Genomic DNA, 19,227 nt, shown 5'->3' on the forward strand with positions numbered 1-19,227 from the left:
GCCCTCCCTGCCGAGGCCCACCCGTAAAGGCGAACAACGGCACGCGAGAGCCATAACGGCACTCACGGGGTCTTTTTGATTCGGGATTGCAGTCCCGGCTGCGCTTGGTTTGCGCGAGCGGGACAGAGTTTAGGGGTGGCAAGCGGCGGCGGCAAGTTGCGGTTTGTGGCGGTGCCCGCAGCAACTGCCGAGTCCGAAACGCCGCGCGCCGGGTTCCGGACTCGAATCTCCGGGGTCCGAACCTCAAACGCCGAGCACAAAGCCTGACACGCCGGGTTCCGAGCCCCAACCGTCGAGTTCAGAACCTCAACGGTGGAGTTCAGAACCTCAATCGCCGAGTTCAGACCCTCGACCGTGCCCAAAAAAGCAGCATGTGTTGCTGAAAAATGCAGCAAGCGCGAGGAAAAAGCGGTCACGCGTGGAGTTCATAACCCCATGCGTGGCGTTCGGAACGCCGTGGGTCGAGGTCAATGGTCCGCCCCATTGCTCAAAAAAGCAGCAGCGGCGAGGCAAAAAGCCTCGTGGTTGGGCCTTGGAGGGCCGAGCGCGGGGCTTGGAGGTCGGGGCTCGGAGAAATCACCCTCGACACGCGAAAAAAAGGCGCGCCGTCTGGCACGCCCATCGTGATCGATCCGGCGGATTCCGCACGCCGTCTTGGCAGCGTGCGGACCGGCCGGATTGCGCTTCGCCTTCGCGCTTAGTTGTAGGTGTAGACCATGCTCTTGAGGCTGTTGTCGAGCATGCGGTAGTTGAACAGCACCGAGCGCGTGCCCGAGCTGGTCAACGCCGGCACTTGTTGCGGGTTCGGCAGGTTGATGACCGCCGATGTCGCGCCCTTGGCTGCGTTTGTTGACGCACTGTAGGTGCCCTTCGTATCCACCGTCACAGCAGCACTACCGATCTGCTGGGCCGACGGGTTCAGCGCCCAATCCACTACCAGCGAAGACAGCACGCCGTTGGTGGCACTGTTGGACGGGTTCAGCACTGCCAGCGTCTGGCTGCCCGCCGTATCCCACGGCAGGTTCACGGCCTGGGTTGCCTGCACCAGATCGGTCAGCAGCGTCTTGCTGTAGACACGGTCCGGCGTGGTTTGCGAGCCGTAGAACAGTTCGATCTGATACCGCGCGCCCTTCACAACAGGGTTCGGATCAAGGTTGTCCGACGCCTGCGCCCAAACCGGGTTGCTGAAGTCGCTACGCGGTGCTGCCAGTGTCGTCGCTGCCGAGCCGGTCAGGCCGACCGTACGCGCGAACCAGAAGTTCGGGCAGTTGTAGGTAGCTGTACCGCCGTTGCTGCAACGGGTGGTGGCAGGCACCGTGCCGAACTTGTTGCTCACATCCATGTACACCTGGCTAGGCTCGTTGCTGTCGCCGGTGGGGGCGATGTAGACGAGTCCGCTGGTGGGCAAGCCCGGCCCTGTCACGCGCGCATAGCTTAGGCTGCCGTTGCCGTTAACGCTGCCCGGCCCCTTGGCGTTGATCCAGAACTGGATGCCCGTCTGGTAGTGGCTGTAGCTGCTGCTGTTGGCGCTGGTGCCCGCAAAGTTCGGGTTGACCTGCTCAACGCGGCGAACTTGCACGCGGTCGATCACCTCCACCGGTTGTTGGTTGCCCACGACCCACCACTTGGACGGATGCGCGCTGGACGTGCCTGAGGCGATATAGCGCATCATCGCGATGATGTTGCCCGGATTGCCGTTCGCGTCCAGATATTTGACGTTCAATACGGCTTGATCCGGCAGGGGCGCCGACATCGGCGATACGGCTGTCGGTACCGATGTGTTCGAGCCCGGATAGAACGCCATGACTTCCGGCACGCTGAACTTGGCGCCGGTCATGGAGTCGCTGTTCAGAAGGCCGAAGATCCACTGCCCGAAGGCGTAGCCGTTGTGCAGGAATGGGATGCTGCCCGCATTGCTCGTATCCGATGCAATGTTCTGGCAGGCAGGCGCGAGCGACGTCACCTTCGGGCCGCCTTGCGTGGCAGGCACCGTGAAGTCGGTCCCGAGCACGCGCTGCGAGGCTGGCAGTGCAAAGCAGGCAGTCAGCGCATTCGCCAGCGCTTGCGCGCCTTGCGGCAGGCTTGAAACGTTCGGCGCCGGTGCAGGCAGCGTCGCGCCGCCGCCGGTGGCCGTGGCCAGCGGCACGGGCGTCCCATCTACCGTACCCAGCCGAAGTTGGCCGGTGGCCGGGTCTTTCGACACCGTCACCACGTCCAGAATCTGGTCAGCCGTGTTGCCGACGCCAGACGCCGTAGCGGCGGAAATGCTGGTGGCAAATGGGTCATAGTTTGCCGGTGCACCGATGGCGCTCAGCACCGACGACAGCTGGGCCACAACGTTCGCCGTGACGGCCTTGAGCGCATTTGCATCCACCGTCTTTGCGTTGACCAGCGTCAGCGGATTTCCGTCCGATGCCAGCTGCGCCACGATGGCAGTCGTCAGCGGGGTGGCATTGAGCGTGAGCGGAGTGCCGGCCGGCGGGGTGGTTGTGGTCACGCTGACCAGCGGCGCGGTATTGCCGGTCGGGTCGGTCACGACCACGAAGAACGGCGCCGTCTCGCCAGCTTTGAGCGTGCAGGTGTACGTACCAAGAGCACTGGTGGTGATGGCAGTTTCAACGCACGGCGAATTGCCGGTGCTGTCGGTCACGGCAACGTTGGCGTTGGCGAGCGCGCTACCCGTGGCAGCGGTGCCGGTCAGGGTCGCGGCCGCGGGTGTGGCGGTGCTGGTGCCACCGGACGCTGTGCTATCCGAGCCGCCGCCGCAACCGGCCACCAGCGTGACTGCAGCCAATGCAATGGCCGTCACGGCCGAACTCACTTGCCAGATACTCTTGGCGTACCTTGCTTTCATCAAAATCCCCCTGTTTTGTTTTCTCAAGACGTTGCGAAAATAGCCGTTCTCGATAAAGAAAGGCGTTTTGCCGCAACGTCTGTATGCGCGCGGGCGAGTGCGCTGGCGCAAGCGGATGCTAAGCAAATACGAGGGGGGAATCTATCCCTACATCGTGGGATAACCGTTTGGTTAGGTGGTTATCGCGCTTTTTTCATCGGCATGAAACAAGCGGCCTTCATGGCTTGACTGCATTAACGTATAACCCCACCAAAACGTCCGTCAACACCTTATCTATCTGGGGCCGTCGTCCTAGCCATGGCTAATTGGCTAACCGGGAATATTTGCGCAAAGCAGATGCCTGGATAAGGCGTTGTACCTCGCTTGTTCCAGCTAAAGCCCAAGCGCCTTGACAAACCGGTCGACGTGAACCGACCAGAGCTTGCCGCCGTAGTACATCAGAAGATGTCCGTCGCGCCCTGGCAGTTCAGCAGCGTGGATGAATTCAGTTGGACTTCCTCCGGCAGCGAAGGCTCGGTACCAATTACCGGGAGCGTCGGGGCCCCAGTACTGATCGTTCTTCGCGTATAGCCATAAGCCTGGAATCTTCGTTGTCTTCCCGAGCTCTCCTATGACCTCGCGAAGTTGTTCTTGGTCGCAACTGTGACCGGGCGCGCCGTCGGGCCAACCGGCCGCGCCTCCAGCGAAGTTGATGTATCCAATCACGCCTGGCGGTTGTGCCGCGACTGTAGCGATCGTGGCAAAACCGCCTGCAGACTGCCCCTCCAAAAGAATCCGGTCTTTGTCGACCCACGGCTGCATGCGCGTCCATGCCAGTGCAGTCATGGTGATATCTCGCGTGACCTTAACCAAATGCGGGAAATCGGGCTTGCTTGTACAGACGCCCGTGGCATTGAAGAGGGCTCCAGAGGCCTCTTGGTCGGGACCCCCGGTCGCTCCATACCCCACGCGAATCGGGGCAACGACAGCAATGCCCTTGGCCAGCCAATATCGCACGTGACCTTTCGGGATCGGGTATTTCAAATTGGCGCGGTCTAGACGATCTGCCGAGCGGCCATGAGAAAAGATCAATGTCGGAAACGGACCGACACCTGCGGGTTTGTAGACTTCGGCGCGCATATCGACATCGCCGCCAAACATGCCAGCACCCGGGACCGTAATGGAAACGATCTCCGGTTCAATGGGAGCCGTTATCGGTGCAGTGGACTGCGCGGGAGCTTCGGCGGCTTCAGTCTGAACGCTGAAGAACAAGCCATGCGCAAAGACTGTGACTAGCAGGCCAGCTACCAGAATGACCTTGCTCACTATTGGACGTTTGCGTGCTTTTGCCTTCTGCGAGGGAACCTGATCGGGATTGGGCGACAGCTTGCCTGGAACGTGGGTAGCGGACATGGGTCTGGCGGAATGCGATTGGCGGACAAACCTTGCAGTTGCACTCATACATCACAGTAGGACCACACCGTGTCGGCGGACGGCGCTCATTCTCTGGCCCAAAGCGCGGGTATGTAGCCTAACTGTTCACGGAATCTGTGAAATACCTTCGTATATTTTCTCTGCCCGCCGCAAAAAAAGCTCTCCCTCTTCTTGTCTACCCCGGCCGCGTTCCAATTGCACGGACAGGGTCCATCGATAGGGGTCTGATGTTTTCCAGCTCGCCGGTCTAAGTGGCGCTGCGGATCGCCCGAATCCGCTCCGCCCGCCGTGCCGCCAACGCCGTGCTCGCATGGGCTTCTTCTTCGGCGGCTGCCTTTCGGGTTTTATAGGGCGACGAACTGGCAGACAATATCGGCGCGGAATTGTGTATGTCCTGAGCGAGCCAGCTCAGGTAATCCCTGCTCTCAGCGCGATACCGCTGGACCTCTGCCGCAGTCAGGCGAATCATGAAGCTGTAACCAAAAGCGCCATGATTGCAATTGGCATGGAGATACAGGGCGCCATTCGCTTCAAATAAAAACCAGCTGTGCGATTCGTAGTCCCGCACCTGCATTTGCCTCTCCGAGGCCAGGCGATATTGGTTTTTAGAATGGCGGATCAATCGTCCGGGCGCTTCAGCAGCAAATCCGCTCGGCTGATGCCCGTGGGAGCTGATGGCGCGCCGGCCGGCACTTTATATCGGTTGTAGCCCTACAGGTATTGCTGAGGAAAGCGCTCGACCATCTCTGCCATTTCTGCATTGATCCAGGCTGCCTGGGCTTCAGCGCTCTCGGGAGGCGGCCCCATCAGGCGCTTCACGTGCGTCCGCCAGCCTCGCCCATTGGGCAGGCGGTCGCCAGCAGCGATGATCAAGGCAGCATTGGTGTGCTTGGCAAGCCGCGATCGGAGATGCCGGGGGGCTCCTGGAAGGAGTTGCCTGACGTGCCGCCAAGCGTTTTTCAAAGCCTCGGACAGGGCGCCGCAGGCCTGCAACTTAATAAGCTGCCTACTGGTCGAGCGACCATCCGGGATTGGGCACGTTCTTGCCTTCGCGATACGTCCAGTTCGCGCCGCACGTGCGGCAGATGAACGTACTGACCGTGACAGCTGCAGCCTTGGAAACCTTGATGCGCTGGGTGTCTGTGATTCTCAGAAAGGCATGGCCTGGCGCACCAAGCTGATGGACTTCAATCGCAAGGCAAGCGGGGCAGAGTGTCATGCCGATTCCTCTCTCAAATAATGTGGATCTGATGCCGCGGACGCCGTCTACACGCCAAAGACAGGCGCGCCGTACTTCAACAGTAACTGCTCGATCTGGCTCATGTCGTCGGTGCGCGGCGTTCTATCTTCCGTCACGCGTGACGGCCCGCCATAAACCGCGGCCACATGCCTGCGCACGGTCAGCACGTCATTGGCCGGTGGCGCGACGATGATCGCCTCACCCGGCACGTGACGATAGCTGCCATCTTTCCAGCCATCGGGGGTCAGATGCAACTCTTCCCATTCTTCGATAACAGACATGGTGATTTCCTTTGTGTTGATGGCCGGCGTGTGCCTGTGTTGCCGCAACCGGAACATGCCGTCCGGCGCGGCTCGCGTGGTTCAGTTCTTGTTGTGATGGGGCACCAAGCGTGCGATGGCGGCTCTGCCGGCAACGCGCGCGGCATGCGTAGCGAGCGCTTCAGTGCCATGCACGTTATGCCGCAACGAGACGTTAGCGAGGATGCGTTCTGCGCCATCCCGGTATTCGTTGATGAGATAGGTGGCAAACCACACGCCGGGTTCTTGTTCAATTGGGTACACGGATACCGTGTACGGGGAGTCGATTGTGTTCAATGCACTGCCAGGTTTCGGACGAGAGCGGATGGCAGCCTTGGAATGCCTGAGCAAACCAATGCCTGCAGATGAGCTACGCCACGATGGGTAAAGCCAACGCTTTCGGATCATGCATGCAAATGCATGGCGCAAGCGATTGGAAACGGAGTGACCGTACTTGCGTAGGCCCGCGCCTAGTACATGCGCGCTGCATACGGAGCGGATAAATCGCCGGTCAGTTAGGTGGTGGGCCGCGTGGCCCAGGATGATTCGGGTGTACGCCCGACGGGTGACCAGCGTTTTGTAAGTCTTCTTGCTGGGCAGCCAGCCCGATCGGTTCGAATGACGGGCGAAGGTTGCGCATGGTAACCGCTTCTCGCAACGCCTGCGCCGTCTTCAGCGACATGTCCGCGCGCACACGTTGTTTTCCTGTCTACTGCACTGCGGTCCCTGGGCGCCCACAACATGCTGTTCGCCGCCTGGAAAGATCGTCATACCGCCGAGCATGGATCGGAGTACAGTGGCACACCGACAACGGTGCGCCGGATCATGCTTCCATTGGTACGAAAAATCGGTACGAAAGCACGGTGACCCGCACTTTTGATCACCGCGCCCGGTGGTTCCTACTGGGCAGACACGCCCTGCACACCGTCATCTTCGCCTGTTCCGCACACGGACGTCTGCCTGCTGATGCTCCGACTCGCGATGTAAGTCATGGAGATCCGTGATGCTCGACCTGGTCGCGTTTACCAAACCGGTGCTCGATGAAATTACCGGGCAGGATGTGCGGACCTGGAACTCCGGCCCCGGTGTGCTGGCGGCAAACTGGCAGGTGCCTGAGCTGGGTAGCCGCATCTGGCGTGTGAGGACGCTGAACATCGCATTCACGCACGATGTCATGAATCAGTTGACGCACGCAGATCGGCAAGACCTCTGTCAGCTGCAGTGCGTGCTTGACCGCTTTCTGCGCGCGCATCTGGGCATGCATGCCCAGGCGCACCCGGAAGATCGTACGGTTGTCATCATCACCGTCGATCATCTCGGAGTGGATTCCTGACCGTCGGCCAATCGGTGGATGCCGTTTGGCGAAGACGTCATCGATGGACTCGTTGTAACAGGCGCGCCGTGATCCTGTTGCACCTTTGCGCTTTTTGTCCCTGATCACTTAGAGGTTGCGATCCGGGCCGTGCATGACCACCCAGGAAACAACATGACATCCGCGTCCGACAATACGAGCTTTCTCTGCACACTTCCCGGAGCGGCAAAGGGCATGGCGTATTCCGTCACCGTCGGCTTTGTCTGCGATGGGCAACCGAACTGCGTGCAGTTCACCAGTTTCGTGGGCGACGGAAGACGGTCTTTCAGGGTATTGGCACAGGCGTCCGATCTGGCATCCGCTGCCGCGGGTAGCGTTGAGGCCCTGTGTCGCTTAGCCATCGGACAAGTCATGCGAGACAGCCTCTACGCAAAAACGGAACAAGGCGACCATACCCTCGATATGCGCGTGCAGCCTTGGGACGGAGACTTGAGACCGGCGGGGTCACGTGGTGTACAACGGCCGCTTCGTCCGCATTTGCTTGTTCGCGAATAGTTCTATGGAACCGGCATAAACAGCGTACAGTGAGGCCACCCCTTCCAACGGAGATTGCTGTGGACGCCTATCCGATTTGCCGCTACAAGGGGTTCGATGTTTACCCCCTGATCTATCTGTTTGATGCCCCTCGTGAATGGCATGAGCGGCGTCCCGACCGGTCTTACAGCGCCTCCGTATTGATCTGCCAGGAAGGCGAGCCGCCGAGCGGCGAGCATTCCCGTATTTTCGCGCTGCCGGCTGACCAGTGGGAAAGCATCGGCGTTGCCAAACGTGCGGCGACGAAGATGGCTGAGGCCATCATTGATGGCTTTGTCGCTCAGTAGCCAATTCCCGGGTACCGTCTGCCGCACCGGGCCAGCGAACTTACGCCGAGCAGCCGCAAGCACACCACTGCATGGTTCAGTTGCGGGTCGTCCCTAGCCAATGATGTGACCGCGGGTGCCGTTGCAGCGTATTGCACGCAATCCGGCTTGATCTCGACAGTGTGTATGGGCTCGTCGGCGGTGGGTCGGCACTCCGACACCGCTATGGATGAAGCTTCTCGCCCTTGTTCAACATGTCGATGAACTGAGCGATCTTCTTTGCGCGCGTCTCGGCCTTCTTCACGTTCTGGATTCTGAACAGAATCGCGTACCGGTTCTGACTGTTCAGGGTCGCGAAGAACTGCTTGGCTTTGGGGTTGGCCCCCAGAGCCTGCTGGAGATCATCCGGCACGGTCGACGTACTCGCAGACGAATAGGCAGCCTCCCAGCGCCCGTCGCCCTTGGCTAGCTCGACGGCGCGGAGCCCAGCGGGGCGCATCCTCCCGGCCGCGATCAAAGCTTCCGCCTTGGTGGTATTGATCTTCGACCAGATGCTTTTGGCGGTCCTGGGCGTAAATCGTTGCAGCCAGTAGTGGGCATTTTCGGCCTGCTTTTGCCCGTCAATCCATCCGTAGCACAGGGCGCTCTCGAGTGCCTCGGCATAAGAGACGGTGGAGTCTTCGGCCGTCCGCTTTGCGATGCGCAGCCACACACCGGCGGCTGTCTCGCCGTTGGTTTCGAGCCAAGCCTCCCAGGCTTGCTGACTGGTGAACGTCAGTATTGGATTGTGCATCGCGCTAAATCGGCACTGGCCGTCGGGTTCGTAGCCCCATTTACTCGCGCCTGAAACTCAGCACCCCCCTTCCAGTTGGATGTCCGGAGATCAACGGGTTCGGCATCCATGCCGTGCGGACCTCAAGCGTATCTGCATCGAGCGTGTAGAAGCGCTCTTGCTCCGTGCCGTTCCAGGCTTCATTCCAGCTGGCATCGACCTTTGTGATGAAGCGGTCTCCGTCGACCCGATACCGGCCCGTATAGGCCAGCACCGTGCGGAACAGCGCCACGAGCTTCTCGTCCGTGTTGCCGGGCTCCCGCGCCTTTGCGGTCAGGAGCACCATCATGCGGCCATCGGCGCCGAAGATCAGTGACCCCTTGGGATCGGCGCCCCAAGGCTGCTTGCGCGCCTTCGTATCGTGAAGCTCGGTTTCGAAAGCCACCAGCCGCCAGCTACCGTACAGTTTTGCCGCGTGTTCAGACATGGTTCTTCCTGTCATCGTCCGTTCAAATGTGGGTAGGAGATGGCCGCCGCAACACCACATGCGTTGCCTTTTCCGACGCTACGGATTCAACACACGTGTAGCCCAGCGCCCGCAGATCAATGCCTTCGAACAGCGGTTCCCCACGGCCAAGCAAGACGGGAGAGATCGCAATGTGCAGCTCATCGATAAGGCCCTCACGAAGGTACTGCCGAATGGTGTCCGGCCCACCGCCGATTCGTACATCTTGCCCGCCGGCAGCCTCGCGGGCATGGTCCAGCGCTTCGCGAATGCCGCCTGTGATGAAGTGGAACGTTGTGCCGCCCTCCATTTCGAGTGGCGCACGCGCGTAGTGGGTCAATACGAAAACGGGAACGTGATACGGCGGGTTGTCGCCCCACCAGCCTTTCCAAGTGTCGTCAGGCCAATCGCCGCGAACGGGGCCGAACATGTTCCGCCCGAGAATCCATGCGCCTACGTTCTGAAAACTGCGGGCAGCAAAGTCGTTGTCGACGCCGGTTATGCCGCCCTCCTTGCCGAGCACGGCCTGCTGGAATGTGCGCGTCGCAACGAGCCACTGGTGCAGCTCTGTCCCGCCAATGCCGAGCGGGTTGGTAATGTCCTGGTCCGGACCGGCGCCGTATCCGTCAAGCGATAGGGTGAAGCCCTCAACGCGAACACGTGTCATCGTTTGTCTCCAACTCCAATGCGACGCCCGATCGGTCATCAGCGGATGCCGGCGTCGGGACCTGCATATTAGTACCAGCGCCACCCGAACGCGCCGAGCACGCCGGGCGAACATCGGCCGTTGGGGGGAGAGCCCCGCCATCAATTAGAATCGCACACTTTGCCGACCTCCCATGTGGTTCAAAAACCTCCAGCTTCATCGTCTGCCGGCACCTTGGGCCGTGACCCCTGACCAGCTTGAAAAGTGGCTGGCACCCCACGCGTTTCAACCGGGCAACAGCGTAGAAAAGCAGACCTTCGGCTGGGCCTCGCCGCGTGACGACGGCGCGCTCGTATATTCAAACAACGGGCAGATGCTGCTGATGTTCCGCGCCGAGAAGAAGCTGCTGCCCGCGTCCGTCATCAATCAGGTCACCAAGGCCCGGGCGCTTGAACTGGAGGAGCAGCAGGGCTTCAAGCCCGGCCGAAAGCAACTGCGCGAACTCAAGGAGCAGGTGACTGACGAACTGCTGCCGCGCGCGTTCAGCATTCGCCGCGATACCCGTGTGTGGATCGATACGGCAAATGGCTGGCTCGTGATCGATGCAGCTTCGCAGGCGGTTGCCGACGACGTGCGCGGCCTGCTCGTCAAGTCGATCGATCAATTGCCACTCACCAGCGTGCATGTGAAGCATTCGCCTGTTGCGGCGATGACGGAGTGGCTGCTCTCCGGCGAGGCGCCCGGCGGCTTCACCGTCGACCAGGACGCCGAGTTGCGCTCGACGGGCGAGGGCGGCGCCACGGTGCGATACGTTGGCCACGCGCTCGAAGCGGAAGACATGCGTCGGCATATCGAAGCCGGCAAGCAGTGCATGCGCCTTGCCATGACGTGGGACGACCGCGTCTCGTTCGTGCTGACGCCGTCGCTGTTGATCAAGCGTGTCACGCCGCTCGACGTGATCAAGGAAGCCGAAGACCCCACTGCCCAGAACGACGACGAGCGCTTCGACTCGGATGCCGCACTGATGACCGGTGAACTGTCGCGGATGCTGTCCGACCTGATCGACAGCCTTGGCGGCGATCAACTCGATGCCGTTCCACAGGCCAAGGCGGCCTGAGTTTCGTCAGGCGGCTTGAAGTTGCGCAGACGGCGGTGCAGGTCGACGAGGCCGTCTTGTCGTAACGTGAGCGTTGCTCAGTCCGCTCGCCCGGCGCGCAAGTCGCTCTTGCGGATGAGCTGCAAGAGCGTCTCCGCGGGCTTGCTCAGGCGCCGCGCCGACAACGTGATGAATTCGATGGCCGGCAGCGGCGGTAAAACGTCGCCGTTGACCGGCGGCACTAGCCCGCCGCCCGCCAGGTTCTGCGCACGCACGGTAATCCCCAATCCGCCGCGGGCCGCGGCAATACATCCGGAATGACTGCTGCTGGTGCAGACGATGCGCCACAGCCAACCTGCTGCGGCCAACGTGTCGAGCACGATCGAGCGCGTCACGCTCGGCTCGTTGACGAGGATGAGCGGCAGTGGCTGACTTACGTCAACCACGGTCCCGGGCCGGGCCAGCCATTCGAGCTGCCCTCGGAATAGCGGGACACCACGTCGGCCGCCTTCGCGGCGCTTGCCGACAATCAGGTCAAGCGAGCCGTCTTCGATGCCTTCGTACAGTTTGCTGGTCATCCCCATCGTGATCTCGAGTTCGACATCGGGATGCGTTGCCCGAAACGCCGCCAGCAGGTTGGGCAGCGGCCCCTGCGCCAGGTCTTCCGATGAACCGAGCCGAACGCGACCCTGCAGCCGGGGCGCACTGAACTGCAGCTCGGCGCGCGCCAGGGATTCGAGGATCAGCTTGGCGTGGACGAGCAGCGCCTCGCCGTCGGGTGTGAGCGAGACCGAATGGGTGTCGCGCACAAACAGCCGCCGGTTTACGCTGTGTTCCAGCCGGCGGATGTGATCGCTGACAGACGATTGCGACAGGTCAAGCTGCCGCCCGGCCTCCGTAAAGCTATGGGCCGCGGCCACGGTGGCGAAGGTTTGGATCCAGACGGGATTGAGCATGCGGGCATTGTCATCGGATATTCCGATCACAGTCAACGTCTCTAGAGGGGTTCCCGATTGGCCCCTCATCGGTAGCATTGCGAGTGGATGTCCGGCGCTTTCCGGACAGGCATTCCAGGATTCACATGCAGACCGCTTCAGCCCCCGCCGCGCCGCAGAGCGCTTCGCAAACCGCCATGCTTTGGATCGTCTTTGCCGGCTTCTTCATGCAGGCGCTGGACACGACCATCGTCAATACAGCCCTGCCGTCAATGGCGCGCAGCCTGGGCGAAAAACCGCTCGACCTGAAATCAGTGGTGGTGGCCTACACGCTCACCATGGCGATGTTGACGCCGGCATCGGGATGGCTGGCGGACAAGTTCGGCACGCGGCGCGTCTATTTCACCGCGATCCTCATCTTCGTTCTGGGGTCTGTGTTCTGTGCAACGGCGCACACGTTGTGCCAACTGGTGGTCGCGCGCGTGCTGCAGGGGATTGGTGGCTCGATGCTGTTGCCGATCGGCCGGCTGGCCGTGTTGCGCAATATTCCGGGCGAGCAGTACATCGCGGCATTGGCCTTCGTGTCGGTGGCGGGGCAGGTGGGCCCGCTCCTGGGGCCGGCTCTTGGCGGCTGGCTCGTGCAGGATGTCTCGTGGCACTGGATTTTCCTGATCAACGTGCCGGTGGGTTTCGTAGGCTTGTTCGCGGTACGGCGCTATCTGCCGCACGACGCCGTGCGTGCGGTGGCGCCATTCGACTGGCTCGGCTGCGGATTGCTGTCGCTGTGCATGGTGGCGTTTTCGCTGGCGCTTGAAAATGGCACGCACAGCCCGTGGAGCGCGGTGTTGATCGCCGTGAGCGTGGTCAGTGCGCTGCTCTATATTCCGCACGCGAGGCGGCGTGTGGCGCCGCTATTCCAGCTTGCGCTGTTTCGCGAACCGAACTTCAGCATTGGGCTCGTCGGCAACCTGTTCTGCCGCATTGGCTCGGGTGCCGTGCCCTTTTTGCTGCCGCTGCTGTTCCAGTTGCAGCTTGGCTATTCGCCATTCCATTCCGGGTTGCTGCTATTGCCAATTGCCATTGCCGGCATGCTCGCCAAACGCTGGGTCGTCCCCCTCGTGAACCGTTTCGGATATGACGTTTTCCTGCAGGTCAACACGTGGGTCGTTGGTGTCTCGATCGCCTCGTTTGCGGCCATGTCGCCGGGCTGGCCGCTGGTGCTGTCGATCGTGCAGCTGTCGGTGTTCGGATGGGCAAATTCGATGCAGTTTGCGGCCATGAACAGCATCACGCTCAAAGGGCTGTCGCACCAGGATGCCGGCAGCGGCAACAGCCTGTTTTCGATGGTGCAGATGCTGGCGATCGGGCTCGGTGTATCGATCGGGGGCGGGCTTGTCAGCCTTTTCTCGATCAAGCTTGGCGTGGCGGCGCCGGCGTATCGGCTGGCGTTCTTCACCATGGGCGTTGTCACCGTGTTTTCTGCGTTGATTTTCAGAAAGCTCGACGCCAAGCCCGAGCCGGCTCATGCCAAAAACGTAGAAGCCGACGCTGTACAGGCGCGCTAACGATGGCGGGCACGGCGTGGGCGGGCTCCATCCCGCGTCATCCAGTTGTTGAGCGCGCGGAACGGCAAGGGCCTCCGGCAGGGCGGCGGCGGGCGCGAGCAACTTCCCGTAAAAGAGTGGGCGTGGTTATCCACGCATGCGCAAAAGGTCGGCGTAGGAGATCAGTTTGCGTTTTCCCGTTCCCAGCGTCTTGCGCTTTGACGATGCGCGGGCCGGCTTTCTCCGCTCGAACTTGGCTGCAGCACGTGCGTCTTCCTTCGCATGCACGCTCGCGGACTTCGTTTCCGCCTTGAGGCGTTCGGCTTCCAGTCGCGCGGCCACCCGCTCTTCGCGCGCAATCTCCTGCGCTGCGGAAAGGATTTCCGCTTTCAGTTGGTCACGTCGCTGTTTGGCGGCAATGCGGGCAGCCTGCAGTTGTTCCTTCCGTTGCCGAAGCCAGTCTTTCCGGCTCACCGGCGCGGGCCGCGCCTCTGCCGGCACACTCAGGCGCAAAGCCCGGCTGGCGGCAACTTTCTCGGCGTGGATCAGGCGGCGCGGATCGCGTTTCGCATCACTCATGGTGCGCAACGCTCCCCGGCGGCACCGCTGTGCCGCCGTGCACCAGCAGGGGATGGCGGGTCATGACGTTCATTCCGCCAACCGTACCATAGGGCTCCATGTCCCGCAGGGGTGATGCCGGGCCATCAAGTTTCTGGGCGTGCGAATGCATGGCCCTACCGTCATTTCCATGCGGAATCCATGTCAGCAAGGCGGCTTTTCAGCCGCTCCGCCAAGGCCGCTCAAGCCATAGGGCGCCTGCCGGGCGCATGGCTTTTCCGCCGCCTGCAATACCGCGTGTGCGTCAATACGCCACCAAATTGCATCGCCGTTGGCGCAAAATAGCGGTTTGGGCATTTTGCGCCCCTCGCACTCTTGGAGACGGTATGAACAACGTTGTCGAATCGGCTATTTCGATCGAGAAGCGCCCGAACCCTGTTCCGGCGGAAGAGCGGGCACGCCTGCTGGAAAACCCCGCTTTCGGCCGCGTCTTCACGGATCACATGGCCACCATCCGCTACACGGAAGGCAAGGGCTGGCACGACGCCAAAATCGGCGCGCATGGCCCGATCCAGTGCGATCCGTCCACGCTGGTGCTGCATTACGCGCAGGAAATCTTCGAGGGCATGAAGGCCTACCGTCTGCCGGACGGCGGCGGTGCGCTGTTCCGCCCGGAAGCCAACGCGCGCCGGTTCCAGAACTCCGCCAAGCGCCTGGCGATGCCCGCGCTGCCCGAAGACCTCTTCCTGCAAGCCGTGCGCGAGTTGGTCAAGCTCGATCGCGACTGGATTCCGTCGGGCCAGGGCTCCGCGCTGTACCTGCGTCCGTTCATGATCGCCACCGAAGTGGTCCTCGGCGTGAAGCCTTCGGCCGAATACCTGTTCTGCGTGATTGCCTGCCCCGTGGGCGCGTACTTCAAGGGCGACGCATCGTCGGGCGTCACGATCTGGGTGTCGGACAACTACACGCGCGCGGCACCGGGCGGTACGGGCGAGGCCAAGTGCGGCGGCAACTACGCCGCCAGCCTGGTCGCTCAAGCTGAGGCCACCCGCGAGGGCTGCGACCAGGTCGTCTTCCTCGACGCGGTGGAGCGCAAGTGGATCGAAGAGCTGGGCGGTATGAACGTGTTCTTCGTCTTCGATGACGGTTCGCTGCAGACGCCGCCGCTGACTGGCACGATCCTGCCGGGCATCACGCGCGATTCGCTGATTACGTTGGCGCGGGGCATGGGCCTGACCGTGCGCGAAGAGCCGTATTCCATTGACCAATGGCAGGCCGACGCCCAAAGCGGTCGCCTGCGTGAAGCCTTTGCGTGCGGCACCGCAGCGGTCGTCACGCCCATCGGCAAGGTCAAGGGTCACAAGCACAACTTCACCATCGGCGATGGCAAGGCGGGTGAGCTGACGACGAAGCTGAAGGCGGCGCTGGTCGATCTGCAGAACGGCCGCGCACCGGACCCGCACGGCTGGCTCGACCGCCTGTTCTGAGCCGGGGATGGCCGAATCGCTTTCCGCGCCGTCCGTTGACGGTACCGAAGCCTGGATCAGCACACCCGATGGTCGTCTCTATGCCAGGCAATGGGGCGGCCCGGTCGGCGATGCCGCAAAACCGCCGATCGTGCTGCTGCACGATTCGCTCGGCTGCGTCGCGCTGTGGCGTGATTTTCCGCAGCGCCTGGCGCAGTCGACCGGACATGCAGTCATCGCTTACGACCGGCTTGGCTTCGGCCGGTCCGACGCCTTTCCGGGCCAGCTTGATGCGGGCTTCATTCAGCAGGAAGCGTACGGTGGCTTTGCCGCCCTGACCGAGCGGCTTGGCGTGGACCGCTTTATCGTCTTCGGCCACAGCGTCGGCGGCGGCATGGCGGTGTCGATTGCCGCAGCGTATCCGGGCCGCTGCGCCGGCTTGATCACCGAGTCTGCGCAGGCGTTTGTGGAAGAGCAAACACGCGAGGGCATCCGCGTCGCCCAGGCACAGTTTGCAGAGCCCGGGCAGATGGGCAGGCTCGAGCGTTACCACGGCAGCAAGGCGCAATGGGTGCTGGATGCGTGGGTCAATACGTGGTTGTCTCCGGCATTCGCGCAGTGGTGCCTCGACGACGCGCTGCTTGCCGTGCGCAGCCCCGTACTGGCGCTGCACGGCACGGAAGACGAATATGGCTCCACCGCCCAGCCGGAGCGCATCGTCACGCTGGCCGGGGCGCCCGCCACGCTCAAGCTGGTGCCGCGCTGCGGGCACGTGCCGCATCGGGAGCAGGAAGCCGCCGTGCTGGATGCGGTCAATACGTTTCTCCCGACCTTGGCCTGACCCGCGTTGGGCCCCGGCGCCAACAGCACCTTTGAGCGCCGGCATCAGCGGTTATTTTGAGCATCCATTGAGGTGCGTCGCACCAAAATCGAACGACCGTTTTTAAATCGATCGTTTCAATCGCCTGCTTTTTTCCCGCCTTCAGAGGGCTGCCCGGCGGCCCGTTTGTTTGGAGTTTCGCGCCTAGTTTCCGGCGTTGGTCTCTCCTCCTGCTGCGCCTATAACGCAGATGTCGGGCACGACCCCGGCGGCGCACGCATGTGCGTACAGACGCCAAGCCACCCAGTGGGGCAAAACAGGAGGAAGACACATGGCAACACCCGGCATGGTCGCGTCCGTGGAATGGACCGACGGCAAGCGCTATCTCTGGATGCTCGGCGCACTGACCATCACGCTACCCATCGTCGCGGCCGTTTCGGCGCTGGCGACCGGCTGGCATCCGCTCTGGTGGGCGGGGCCATTCATCGTGTTCACGATCATCCCGTTGCTCGATTTCCTGATTGGCGACGACCCAGACAACCCGCCCGAAGACGTCGTCCCGACGCTGGAAAAACAGCGTTACTACCGCCGCATCGTCTACTTGGCGACCACCGTGCTTTACGTGAGCTTTGCCGTATCGATGTGGGTGCTGCGTACGAACGACCTGGTTTGGTACGACTACATTGCGTTTGCGTTTTCGGTGGGCGTGGTGAGGGGCATCTCGATCAACACCGCCCACGAGCTGGGTCACAAGACCGACGGCTTCGAGCGCTGGCTGGCCAAGATCACGCTCGCGCCCGTGGCGTATGGACACTTCTTTGTCGAGCACAACCGCGGCCACCATGTACGGGTGGCTACGCCGGCCGATCCGGCAAGCGCCCGCTATGGCGAGTCATTCTGGGAGTTCCTGCCGCGTACGGTGGTGGGCAGCGTCAAATCGGCCTGGGCGTTGGAGAAACGTCGGCTGGAGCAGCACGGGCACTCGGTCTGGTCCTGGCGTAACGATGTGCTCAACGCCTGGGCGATGACGGTGGTGCTGTGGGGTGTGTGCATCGCGTTTGTCGGGCTCAAGGCGGTGCCGTTCCTGATCATCCAGGCCATCTACGGCGCGTCGCTGCTGGAGGTGGTGAACTACCTGGAGCACTACGGCCTGTGCCGCCAGCAATTGCCCAGCGGCCGCTATGAACGATGCACGCCGCAGCATTCGTGGAACAGCAACCACGTGGTGACGAACCTGTTCCTGTATCAACTGCAGCGGCATGCCGATCACCACGCCAACCCGACGCGGTCTTTCCAGGCATTGCGGCATTTCGAGCATTCGCCGCAATTGCCCGCAGGCTATGCGGCGATGATCCTGATCGCCTATGTGCCGCCGCTGTGGTTCCGGGTGATGAACCCGCGCGTGGTGGCGCACTACAACGGCAACATGTCGCTGGCGAATATCAAGCCGTCGATTCGCGACAAGGTGCTCGCGCAGTTTCCGGCGCGCGCCTGACTTGCCGGGCTAGCGCCGCGCCACCAGATACTGCACACCCTGCGCGCCGTAGCGCTCGGTGTGCGGTGCATTGGCCGCCAGATGAAACGTGTCGCCGGGCCGGTAGACGCGCTCCGCCCCTTCTGCGCGGATGTGGATTTCGCCGGCCAGGATGAGCGCTTTCGCCTCAAACGGGTGCGTGTGCGTGTCCAGCTCACCCGGCTCTCGCGTCACCAGAACGAACTCGGTAAAGCCTTCCGCTCTCAACGCGCTGACGAATGCGTCGCGGTCCATTGGCGTGTCTCCGATGTGATGCGTGCCCCGTTTCACCATAAGCGCGGCGCGCAGAAATAAAAAGACGGCCCGGAGGCCGTCGGAAATTCGGCTGTGGGAGAGCCAAATACAACATTGGCAAGTATCTGACTATCGATATATGAAATCTAATTGATCTTTGTTATGGCGACGATAGGGCGCCGGGTAGCGCAGAATGTCGAGGCGCCACCGAGTTCCCGGACCTGCCATGAACGCCATCACGCCTCTCGCCTTGCTTGAACCCGCCCCAGTCAGCCTGCGCTCCAGCCACGGGCTTGGTTGGGACGGCTTTGCCGCAACGCTGCTCGGGATCCGCCCCGGCGCGTACCGGGTGCCGGCCATGGCGCAGCATCGCGTCAACGTGCATGTGGGAGCCCCCGTGCGGATGAATTGCGCATGCGATGGCCGCCGCTATTCACGCATCCAGGCACACGGCGATGCGGACGTCATTCCCGCGGGCGTGCCCGGCATGTGGACGGACGATGCGGACTGCCGGATTCTGCGGATCGCCATCAGCGACAGGTTTGTTCGCAGCATCGGCGAACAGATTGGCGCGCCAGCCGACATCACGCCGCGTCTGCAATGGCGCGATGCGCGCGTGCGCCATCTTGCGGCGGCGTTGGGGGAAGAACTGGAGGCGCAAGACACCTCCGATGCGTTGTACGCCGAAAGCCTTTGCACGGCATTGGTCGTCCGACTACTGAGCCGTAGTCGGGATGGTGCCGCCGGGGTGGCCGAGCGCGCCGGCACGTTGGCGCCCCACGTGGCCACGCGCATGATCGACTACATCGAAGCCCATCTGCATGCGCGCCTGACGCTGGCCGAGCTGGCCGCGCAAGCTGGTTTGAGCGTGCCCCATTTCAACGTGCTGTTTCGCGCAACCCTGGGCGTGCCCGTGCATCGCTACGTTGTGCAGCGCCGGGTGGAGCGCGCGAAAGCGTTGCTGCTCGAAGGCCGCCGCAGTGCGTCGCAGATTGCGCTGGACGTGGGCTTTGCGCACCAGAGCCATATGACGCAGTGGATGCAGCGGTTGCTCGGCGTCACGCCGCGTGAAATCATCCGCGCCGGCAAGGCGTTGGCCGCGACCGCGGATACGCCGGCTCGTTAGTCAATCCACCGAA

22 protein-coding genes are annotated in these 19,227 nt (G+C 62.2%); 9 read left to right on the forward strand and 13 right to left on the reverse strand.

Features of this window, described 5'->3' with window-relative positions; translation table 11 throughout:
- Positions 1–697: 697 nt before the first annotated feature.
- The 7 genes from N5B55_RS18710 to N5B55_RS18740 all read right to left on the reverse strand — a co-directional run bounded on the left by N5B55_RS18710 (position 698) and on the right by N5B55_RS18740 (position 6,103).
- Positions 698–2,854 (reverse strand): hypothetical protein, encoded by a 2,157-nt coding sequence (locus N5B55_RS18710; RefSeq protein WP_304541068.1) that lies wholly within the window; start codon positions 2,852–2,854, stop codon positions 698–700.
- Positions 2,855–3,226: 372 nt separating this feature from the next.
- The gene (locus N5B55_RS18715) at positions 3,227–4,246 is read right to left on the reverse strand and encodes a dienelactone hydrolase family protein (RefSeq protein WP_304541075.1); all 1,020 of its coding nucleotides are present in this window, start codon (positions 4,244–4,246) and stop codon (positions 3,227–3,229) included.
- 268 nt (positions 4,247–4,514) lie between these two features.
- Complete coding sequence (locus tag N5B55_RS18720; RefSeq protein WP_304541077.1) at positions 4,515–4,841, reverse strand: hypothetical protein; 327 nt, start codon at positions 4,839–4,841, stop codon at positions 4,515–4,517.
- A 137-nt stretch (positions 4,842–4,978) separates the two neighbouring features.
- Positions 4,979–5,140 (reverse strand): hypothetical protein, encoded by a 162-nt coding sequence (locus N5B55_RS18725; RefSeq protein WP_304541079.1) that lies wholly within the window; start codon positions 5,138–5,140, stop codon positions 4,979–4,981.
- Between the two features lie 133 nt (positions 5,141–5,273).
- Entirely contained in the window at positions 5,274–5,486 is a 213-nt protein-coding gene (locus N5B55_RS18730) for a hypothetical protein (protein ID WP_304541080.1), read from the reverse strand.
- Between the two features lie 47 nt (positions 5,487–5,533).
- Complete coding sequence (locus N5B55_RS18735; RefSeq protein WP_304541081.1) at positions 5,534–5,788, reverse strand: translation initiation factor 1; 255 nt, start codon at positions 5,786–5,788, stop codon at positions 5,534–5,536.
- 81 nt (positions 5,789–5,869) lie between these two features.
- Complete coding sequence (locus tag N5B55_RS18740) at positions 5,870–6,103, reverse strand: isochorismatase (RefSeq protein ID WP_304541082.1); 234 nt, start codon at positions 6,101–6,103, stop codon at positions 5,870–5,872.
- Positions 6,104–6,809: 706 nt separating this feature from the next.
- On the opposite strand from N5B55_RS18740, the gene N5B55_RS18745 reads away from it, so the two are divergent.
- From N5B55_RS18745 to N5B55_RS18755, 3 genes are all read left to right on the forward strand, one after another.
- A complete protein-coding gene (locus N5B55_RS18745; RefSeq protein ID WP_065854375.1) occupies positions 6,810–7,139 on the forward strand; it encodes a hypothetical protein in 330 nt (109 codons plus the stop codon).
- A 153-nt stretch (positions 7,140–7,292) separates the two neighbouring features.
- Positions 7,293–7,673 carry a hypothetical protein gene (locus N5B55_RS18750; RefSeq protein WP_253912911.1) on the forward strand — a complete coding sequence of 127 codons (381 nt, stop codon included), beginning with the start codon at positions 7,293–7,295 and terminating at the stop codon, positions 7,671–7,673.
- A gap of 59 nt (positions 7,674–7,732) precedes the next feature.
- A complete protein-coding gene (locus tag N5B55_RS18755) occupies positions 7,733–7,999 on the forward strand; it encodes a hypothetical protein (protein ID WP_178961885.1) in 267 nt (88 codons plus the stop codon).
- Positions 8,000–8,201: 202 nt separating this feature from the next.
- Here N5B55_RS18755 and N5B55_RS18760 read toward each other — a convergent pair whose 3' ends face one another.
- The 3 genes from N5B55_RS18760 to N5B55_RS18770 are packed head-to-tail and all read right to left on the reverse strand — an operon-like array spanning position 8,202 to position 9,922.
- Positions 8,202–8,771: a YdeI/OmpD-associated family protein gene (locus N5B55_RS18760; protein WP_154205733.1), complete on the reverse strand. Its 570-nt coding sequence runs from the start codon at positions 8,769–8,771 to the stop codon at positions 8,202–8,204.
- Positions 8,772–8,811: 40 nt separating this feature from the next.
- Positions 8,812–9,237 carry a lipocalin-like domain-containing protein gene (locus N5B55_RS18765; protein WP_304541088.1) on the reverse strand — a complete coding sequence of 142 codons (426 nt, stop codon included), beginning with the start codon at positions 9,235–9,237 and terminating at the stop codon, positions 8,812–8,814.
- Positions 9,238–9,259: 22 nt separating this feature from the next.
- Positions 9,260–9,922 (reverse strand): dihydrofolate reductase family protein, encoded by a 663-nt coding sequence (locus N5B55_RS18770; protein ID WP_304541090.1) that lies wholly within the window; start codon positions 9,920–9,922, stop codon positions 9,260–9,262.
- Positions 9,923–10,094: 172 nt separating this feature from the next.
- Here N5B55_RS18770 and N5B55_RS18775 point away from each other — a divergent pair, with 172 nt between their 5' ends.
- Positions 10,095–11,018, forward strand: coding sequence for a recombination-associated protein RdgC (locus N5B55_RS18775; RefSeq protein WP_304541092.1), 924 nt, complete (start codon positions 10,095–10,097; stop codon positions 11,016–11,018).
- A 77-nt stretch (positions 11,019–11,095) separates the two neighbouring features.
- On the opposite strand, the gene N5B55_RS18780 is transcribed toward N5B55_RS18775, so the two are convergent.
- Positions 11,096–11,953, reverse strand: a complete 858-nt coding sequence (locus tag N5B55_RS18780) for a LysR family transcriptional regulator (protein ID WP_154205737.1) — start codon at positions 11,951–11,953, stop codon at positions 11,096–11,098.
- 125 nt (positions 11,954–12,078) lie between these two features.
- On the opposite strand from N5B55_RS18780, the gene mdtD reads away from it, so the two are divergent.
- Positions 12,079–13,497 carry a multidrug transporter subunit MdtD gene (mdtD, locus tag N5B55_RS18785; protein WP_304541095.1) on the forward strand — a complete coding sequence of 473 codons (1,419 nt, stop codon included), beginning with the start codon at positions 12,079–12,081 and terminating at the stop codon, positions 13,495–13,497.
- A 126-nt stretch (positions 13,498–13,623) separates the two neighbouring features.
- Here mdtD and N5B55_RS18790 read toward each other — a convergent pair whose 3' ends face one another.
- Positions 13,624–14,055, reverse strand: coding sequence for a hypothetical protein (locus N5B55_RS18790; protein WP_304541097.1), 432 nt, complete (start codon positions 14,053–14,055; stop codon positions 13,624–13,626).
- Between the two features lie 365 nt (positions 14,056–14,420).
- Here N5B55_RS18790 and N5B55_RS18795 point away from each other — a divergent pair, with 365 nt between their 5' ends.
- The 3 genes from N5B55_RS18795 to N5B55_RS18805 all read left to right on the forward strand — a co-directional run bounded on the left by N5B55_RS18795 (position 14,421) and on the right by N5B55_RS18805 (position 17,815).
- Positions 14,421–15,521 (forward strand): branched-chain amino acid aminotransferase, encoded by a 1,101-nt coding sequence (locus tag N5B55_RS18795; protein ID WP_004627649.1) that lies wholly within the window; start codon positions 14,421–14,423, stop codon positions 15,519–15,521.
- 7 nt (positions 15,522–15,528) lie between these two features.
- Entirely contained in the window at positions 15,529–16,341 is an 813-nt protein-coding gene (locus N5B55_RS18800) for an alpha/beta fold hydrolase (RefSeq protein WP_065854395.1), read from the forward strand.
- Positions 16,342–16,651: 310 nt separating this feature from the next.
- A complete protein-coding gene (locus N5B55_RS18805; RefSeq protein WP_304541105.1) occupies positions 16,652–17,815 on the forward strand; it encodes an alkane 1-monooxygenase in 1,164 nt (387 codons plus the stop codon).
- 9 nt (positions 17,816–17,824) lie between these two features.
- Here the strand turns inward: N5B55_RS18805 and N5B55_RS18810 are convergent, their stop codons facing one another.
- The gene (locus N5B55_RS18810; RefSeq protein WP_004627644.1) at positions 17,825–18,088 is read right to left on the reverse strand and encodes a cupin domain-containing protein; all 264 of its coding nucleotides are present in this window, start codon (positions 18,086–18,088) and stop codon (positions 17,825–17,827) included.
- 226 nt (positions 18,089–18,314) lie between these two features.
- Between N5B55_RS18810 and N5B55_RS18815 the strand changes: the two genes are divergently transcribed.
- Positions 18,315–19,214 carry an AraC family transcriptional regulator gene (locus N5B55_RS18815; RefSeq protein WP_304541108.1) on the forward strand — a complete coding sequence of 300 codons (900 nt, stop codon included), beginning with the start codon at positions 18,315–18,317 and terminating at the stop codon, positions 19,212–19,214.
- The last annotated feature ends 13 nt before the right edge of the window (positions 19,215–19,227 follow it).

The organism is Ralstonia pickettii, assembly GCF_030582395.1.
Taxonomy (GTDB): Bacteria; Pseudomonadota; Gammaproteobacteria; order Burkholderiales; family Burkholderiaceae; genus Ralstonia; species Ralstonia pickettii_D.

Excerpts from the sequence above, each read along its gene's own strand:
- N5B55_RS18805 (WP_304541105.1), top strand. The coding sequence starts at position 16,652 with ATGGCAACACCCGGCATGGTCGCGTCCGTGGAATGGACCGACGGCAAG.
- N5B55_RS18760 (WP_154205733.1), bottom strand. The coding sequence starts at position 8,771 with ATGCACAATCCAATACTGACGTTCACCAGTCAGCAAGCCTGGGAGGCT.
- N5B55_RS18815 (WP_304541108.1), top strand. The coding sequence starts at position 18,315 with ATGAACGCCATCACGCCTCTCGCCTTGCTTGAACCCGCCCCAGTCAGC.
- N5B55_RS18775 (WP_304541092.1), top strand. The coding sequence starts at position 10,095 with ATGTGGTTCAAAAACCTCCAGCTTCATCGTCTGCCGGCACCTTGGGCC.
- N5B55_RS18735 (WP_304541081.1), bottom strand. The coding sequence starts at position 5,788 with ATGTCTGTTATCGAAGAATGGGAAGAGTTGCATCTGACCCCCGATGGC.
- mdtD (WP_304541095.1), top strand. The coding sequence starts at position 12,079 with ATGCAGACCGCTTCAGCCCCCGCCGCGCCGCAGAGCGCTTCGCAAACC.
- N5B55_RS18720 (WP_304541077.1), bottom strand. The coding sequence starts at position 4,841 with ATGCAGGTGCGGGACTACGAATCGCACAGCTGGTTTTTATTTGAAGCG.
- N5B55_RS18715 (WP_304541075.1), bottom strand. The coding sequence starts at position 4,246 with ATGTCCGCTACCCACGTTCCAGGCAAGCTGTCGCCCAATCCCGATCAG.
- N5B55_RS18765 (WP_304541088.1), bottom strand. The coding sequence starts at position 9,237 with ATGTCTGAACACGCGGCAAAACTGTACGGTAGCTGGCGGCTGGTGGCT.
- N5B55_RS18780 (WP_154205737.1), bottom strand. The coding sequence starts at position 11,953 with ATGCTCAATCCCGTCTGGATCCAAACCTTCGCCACCGTGGCCGCGGCC.
- N5B55_RS18770 (WP_304541090.1), bottom strand. The coding sequence starts at position 9,922 with ATGACACGTGTTCGCGTTGAGGGCTTCACCCTATCGCTTGACGGATAC.
- N5B55_RS18795 (WP_004627649.1), top strand. The coding sequence starts at position 14,421 with ATGAACAACGTTGTCGAATCGGCTATTTCGATCGAGAAGCGCCCGAAC.
- N5B55_RS18730 (WP_304541080.1), bottom strand. The coding sequence starts at position 5,486 with ATGACACTCTGCCCCGCTTGCCTTGCGATTGAAGTCCATCAGCTTGGT.
- N5B55_RS18790 (WP_304541097.1), bottom strand. The coding sequence starts at position 14,055 with ATGAGTGATGCGAAACGCGATCCGCGCCGCCTGATCCACGCCGAGAAA.
- N5B55_RS18750 (WP_253912911.1), top strand. The coding sequence starts at position 7,293 with ATGACATCCGCGTCCGACAATACGAGCTTTCTCTGCACACTTCCCGGA.
- N5B55_RS18810 (WP_004627644.1), bottom strand. The coding sequence starts at position 18,088 with ATGGACCGCGACGCATTCGTCAGCGCGTTGAGAGCGGAAGGCTTTACC.
- N5B55_RS18745 (WP_065854375.1), top strand. The coding sequence starts at position 6,810 with ATGCTCGACCTGGTCGCGTTTACCAAACCGGTGCTCGATGAAATTACC.
- N5B55_RS18800 (WP_065854395.1), top strand. The coding sequence starts at position 15,529 with ATGGCCGAATCGCTTTCCGCGCCGTCCGTTGACGGTACCGAAGCCTGG.
- N5B55_RS18710 (WP_304541068.1), bottom strand. The coding sequence starts at position 2,854 with ATGAAAGCAAGGTACGCCAAGAGTATCTGGCAAGTGAGTTCGGCCGTG.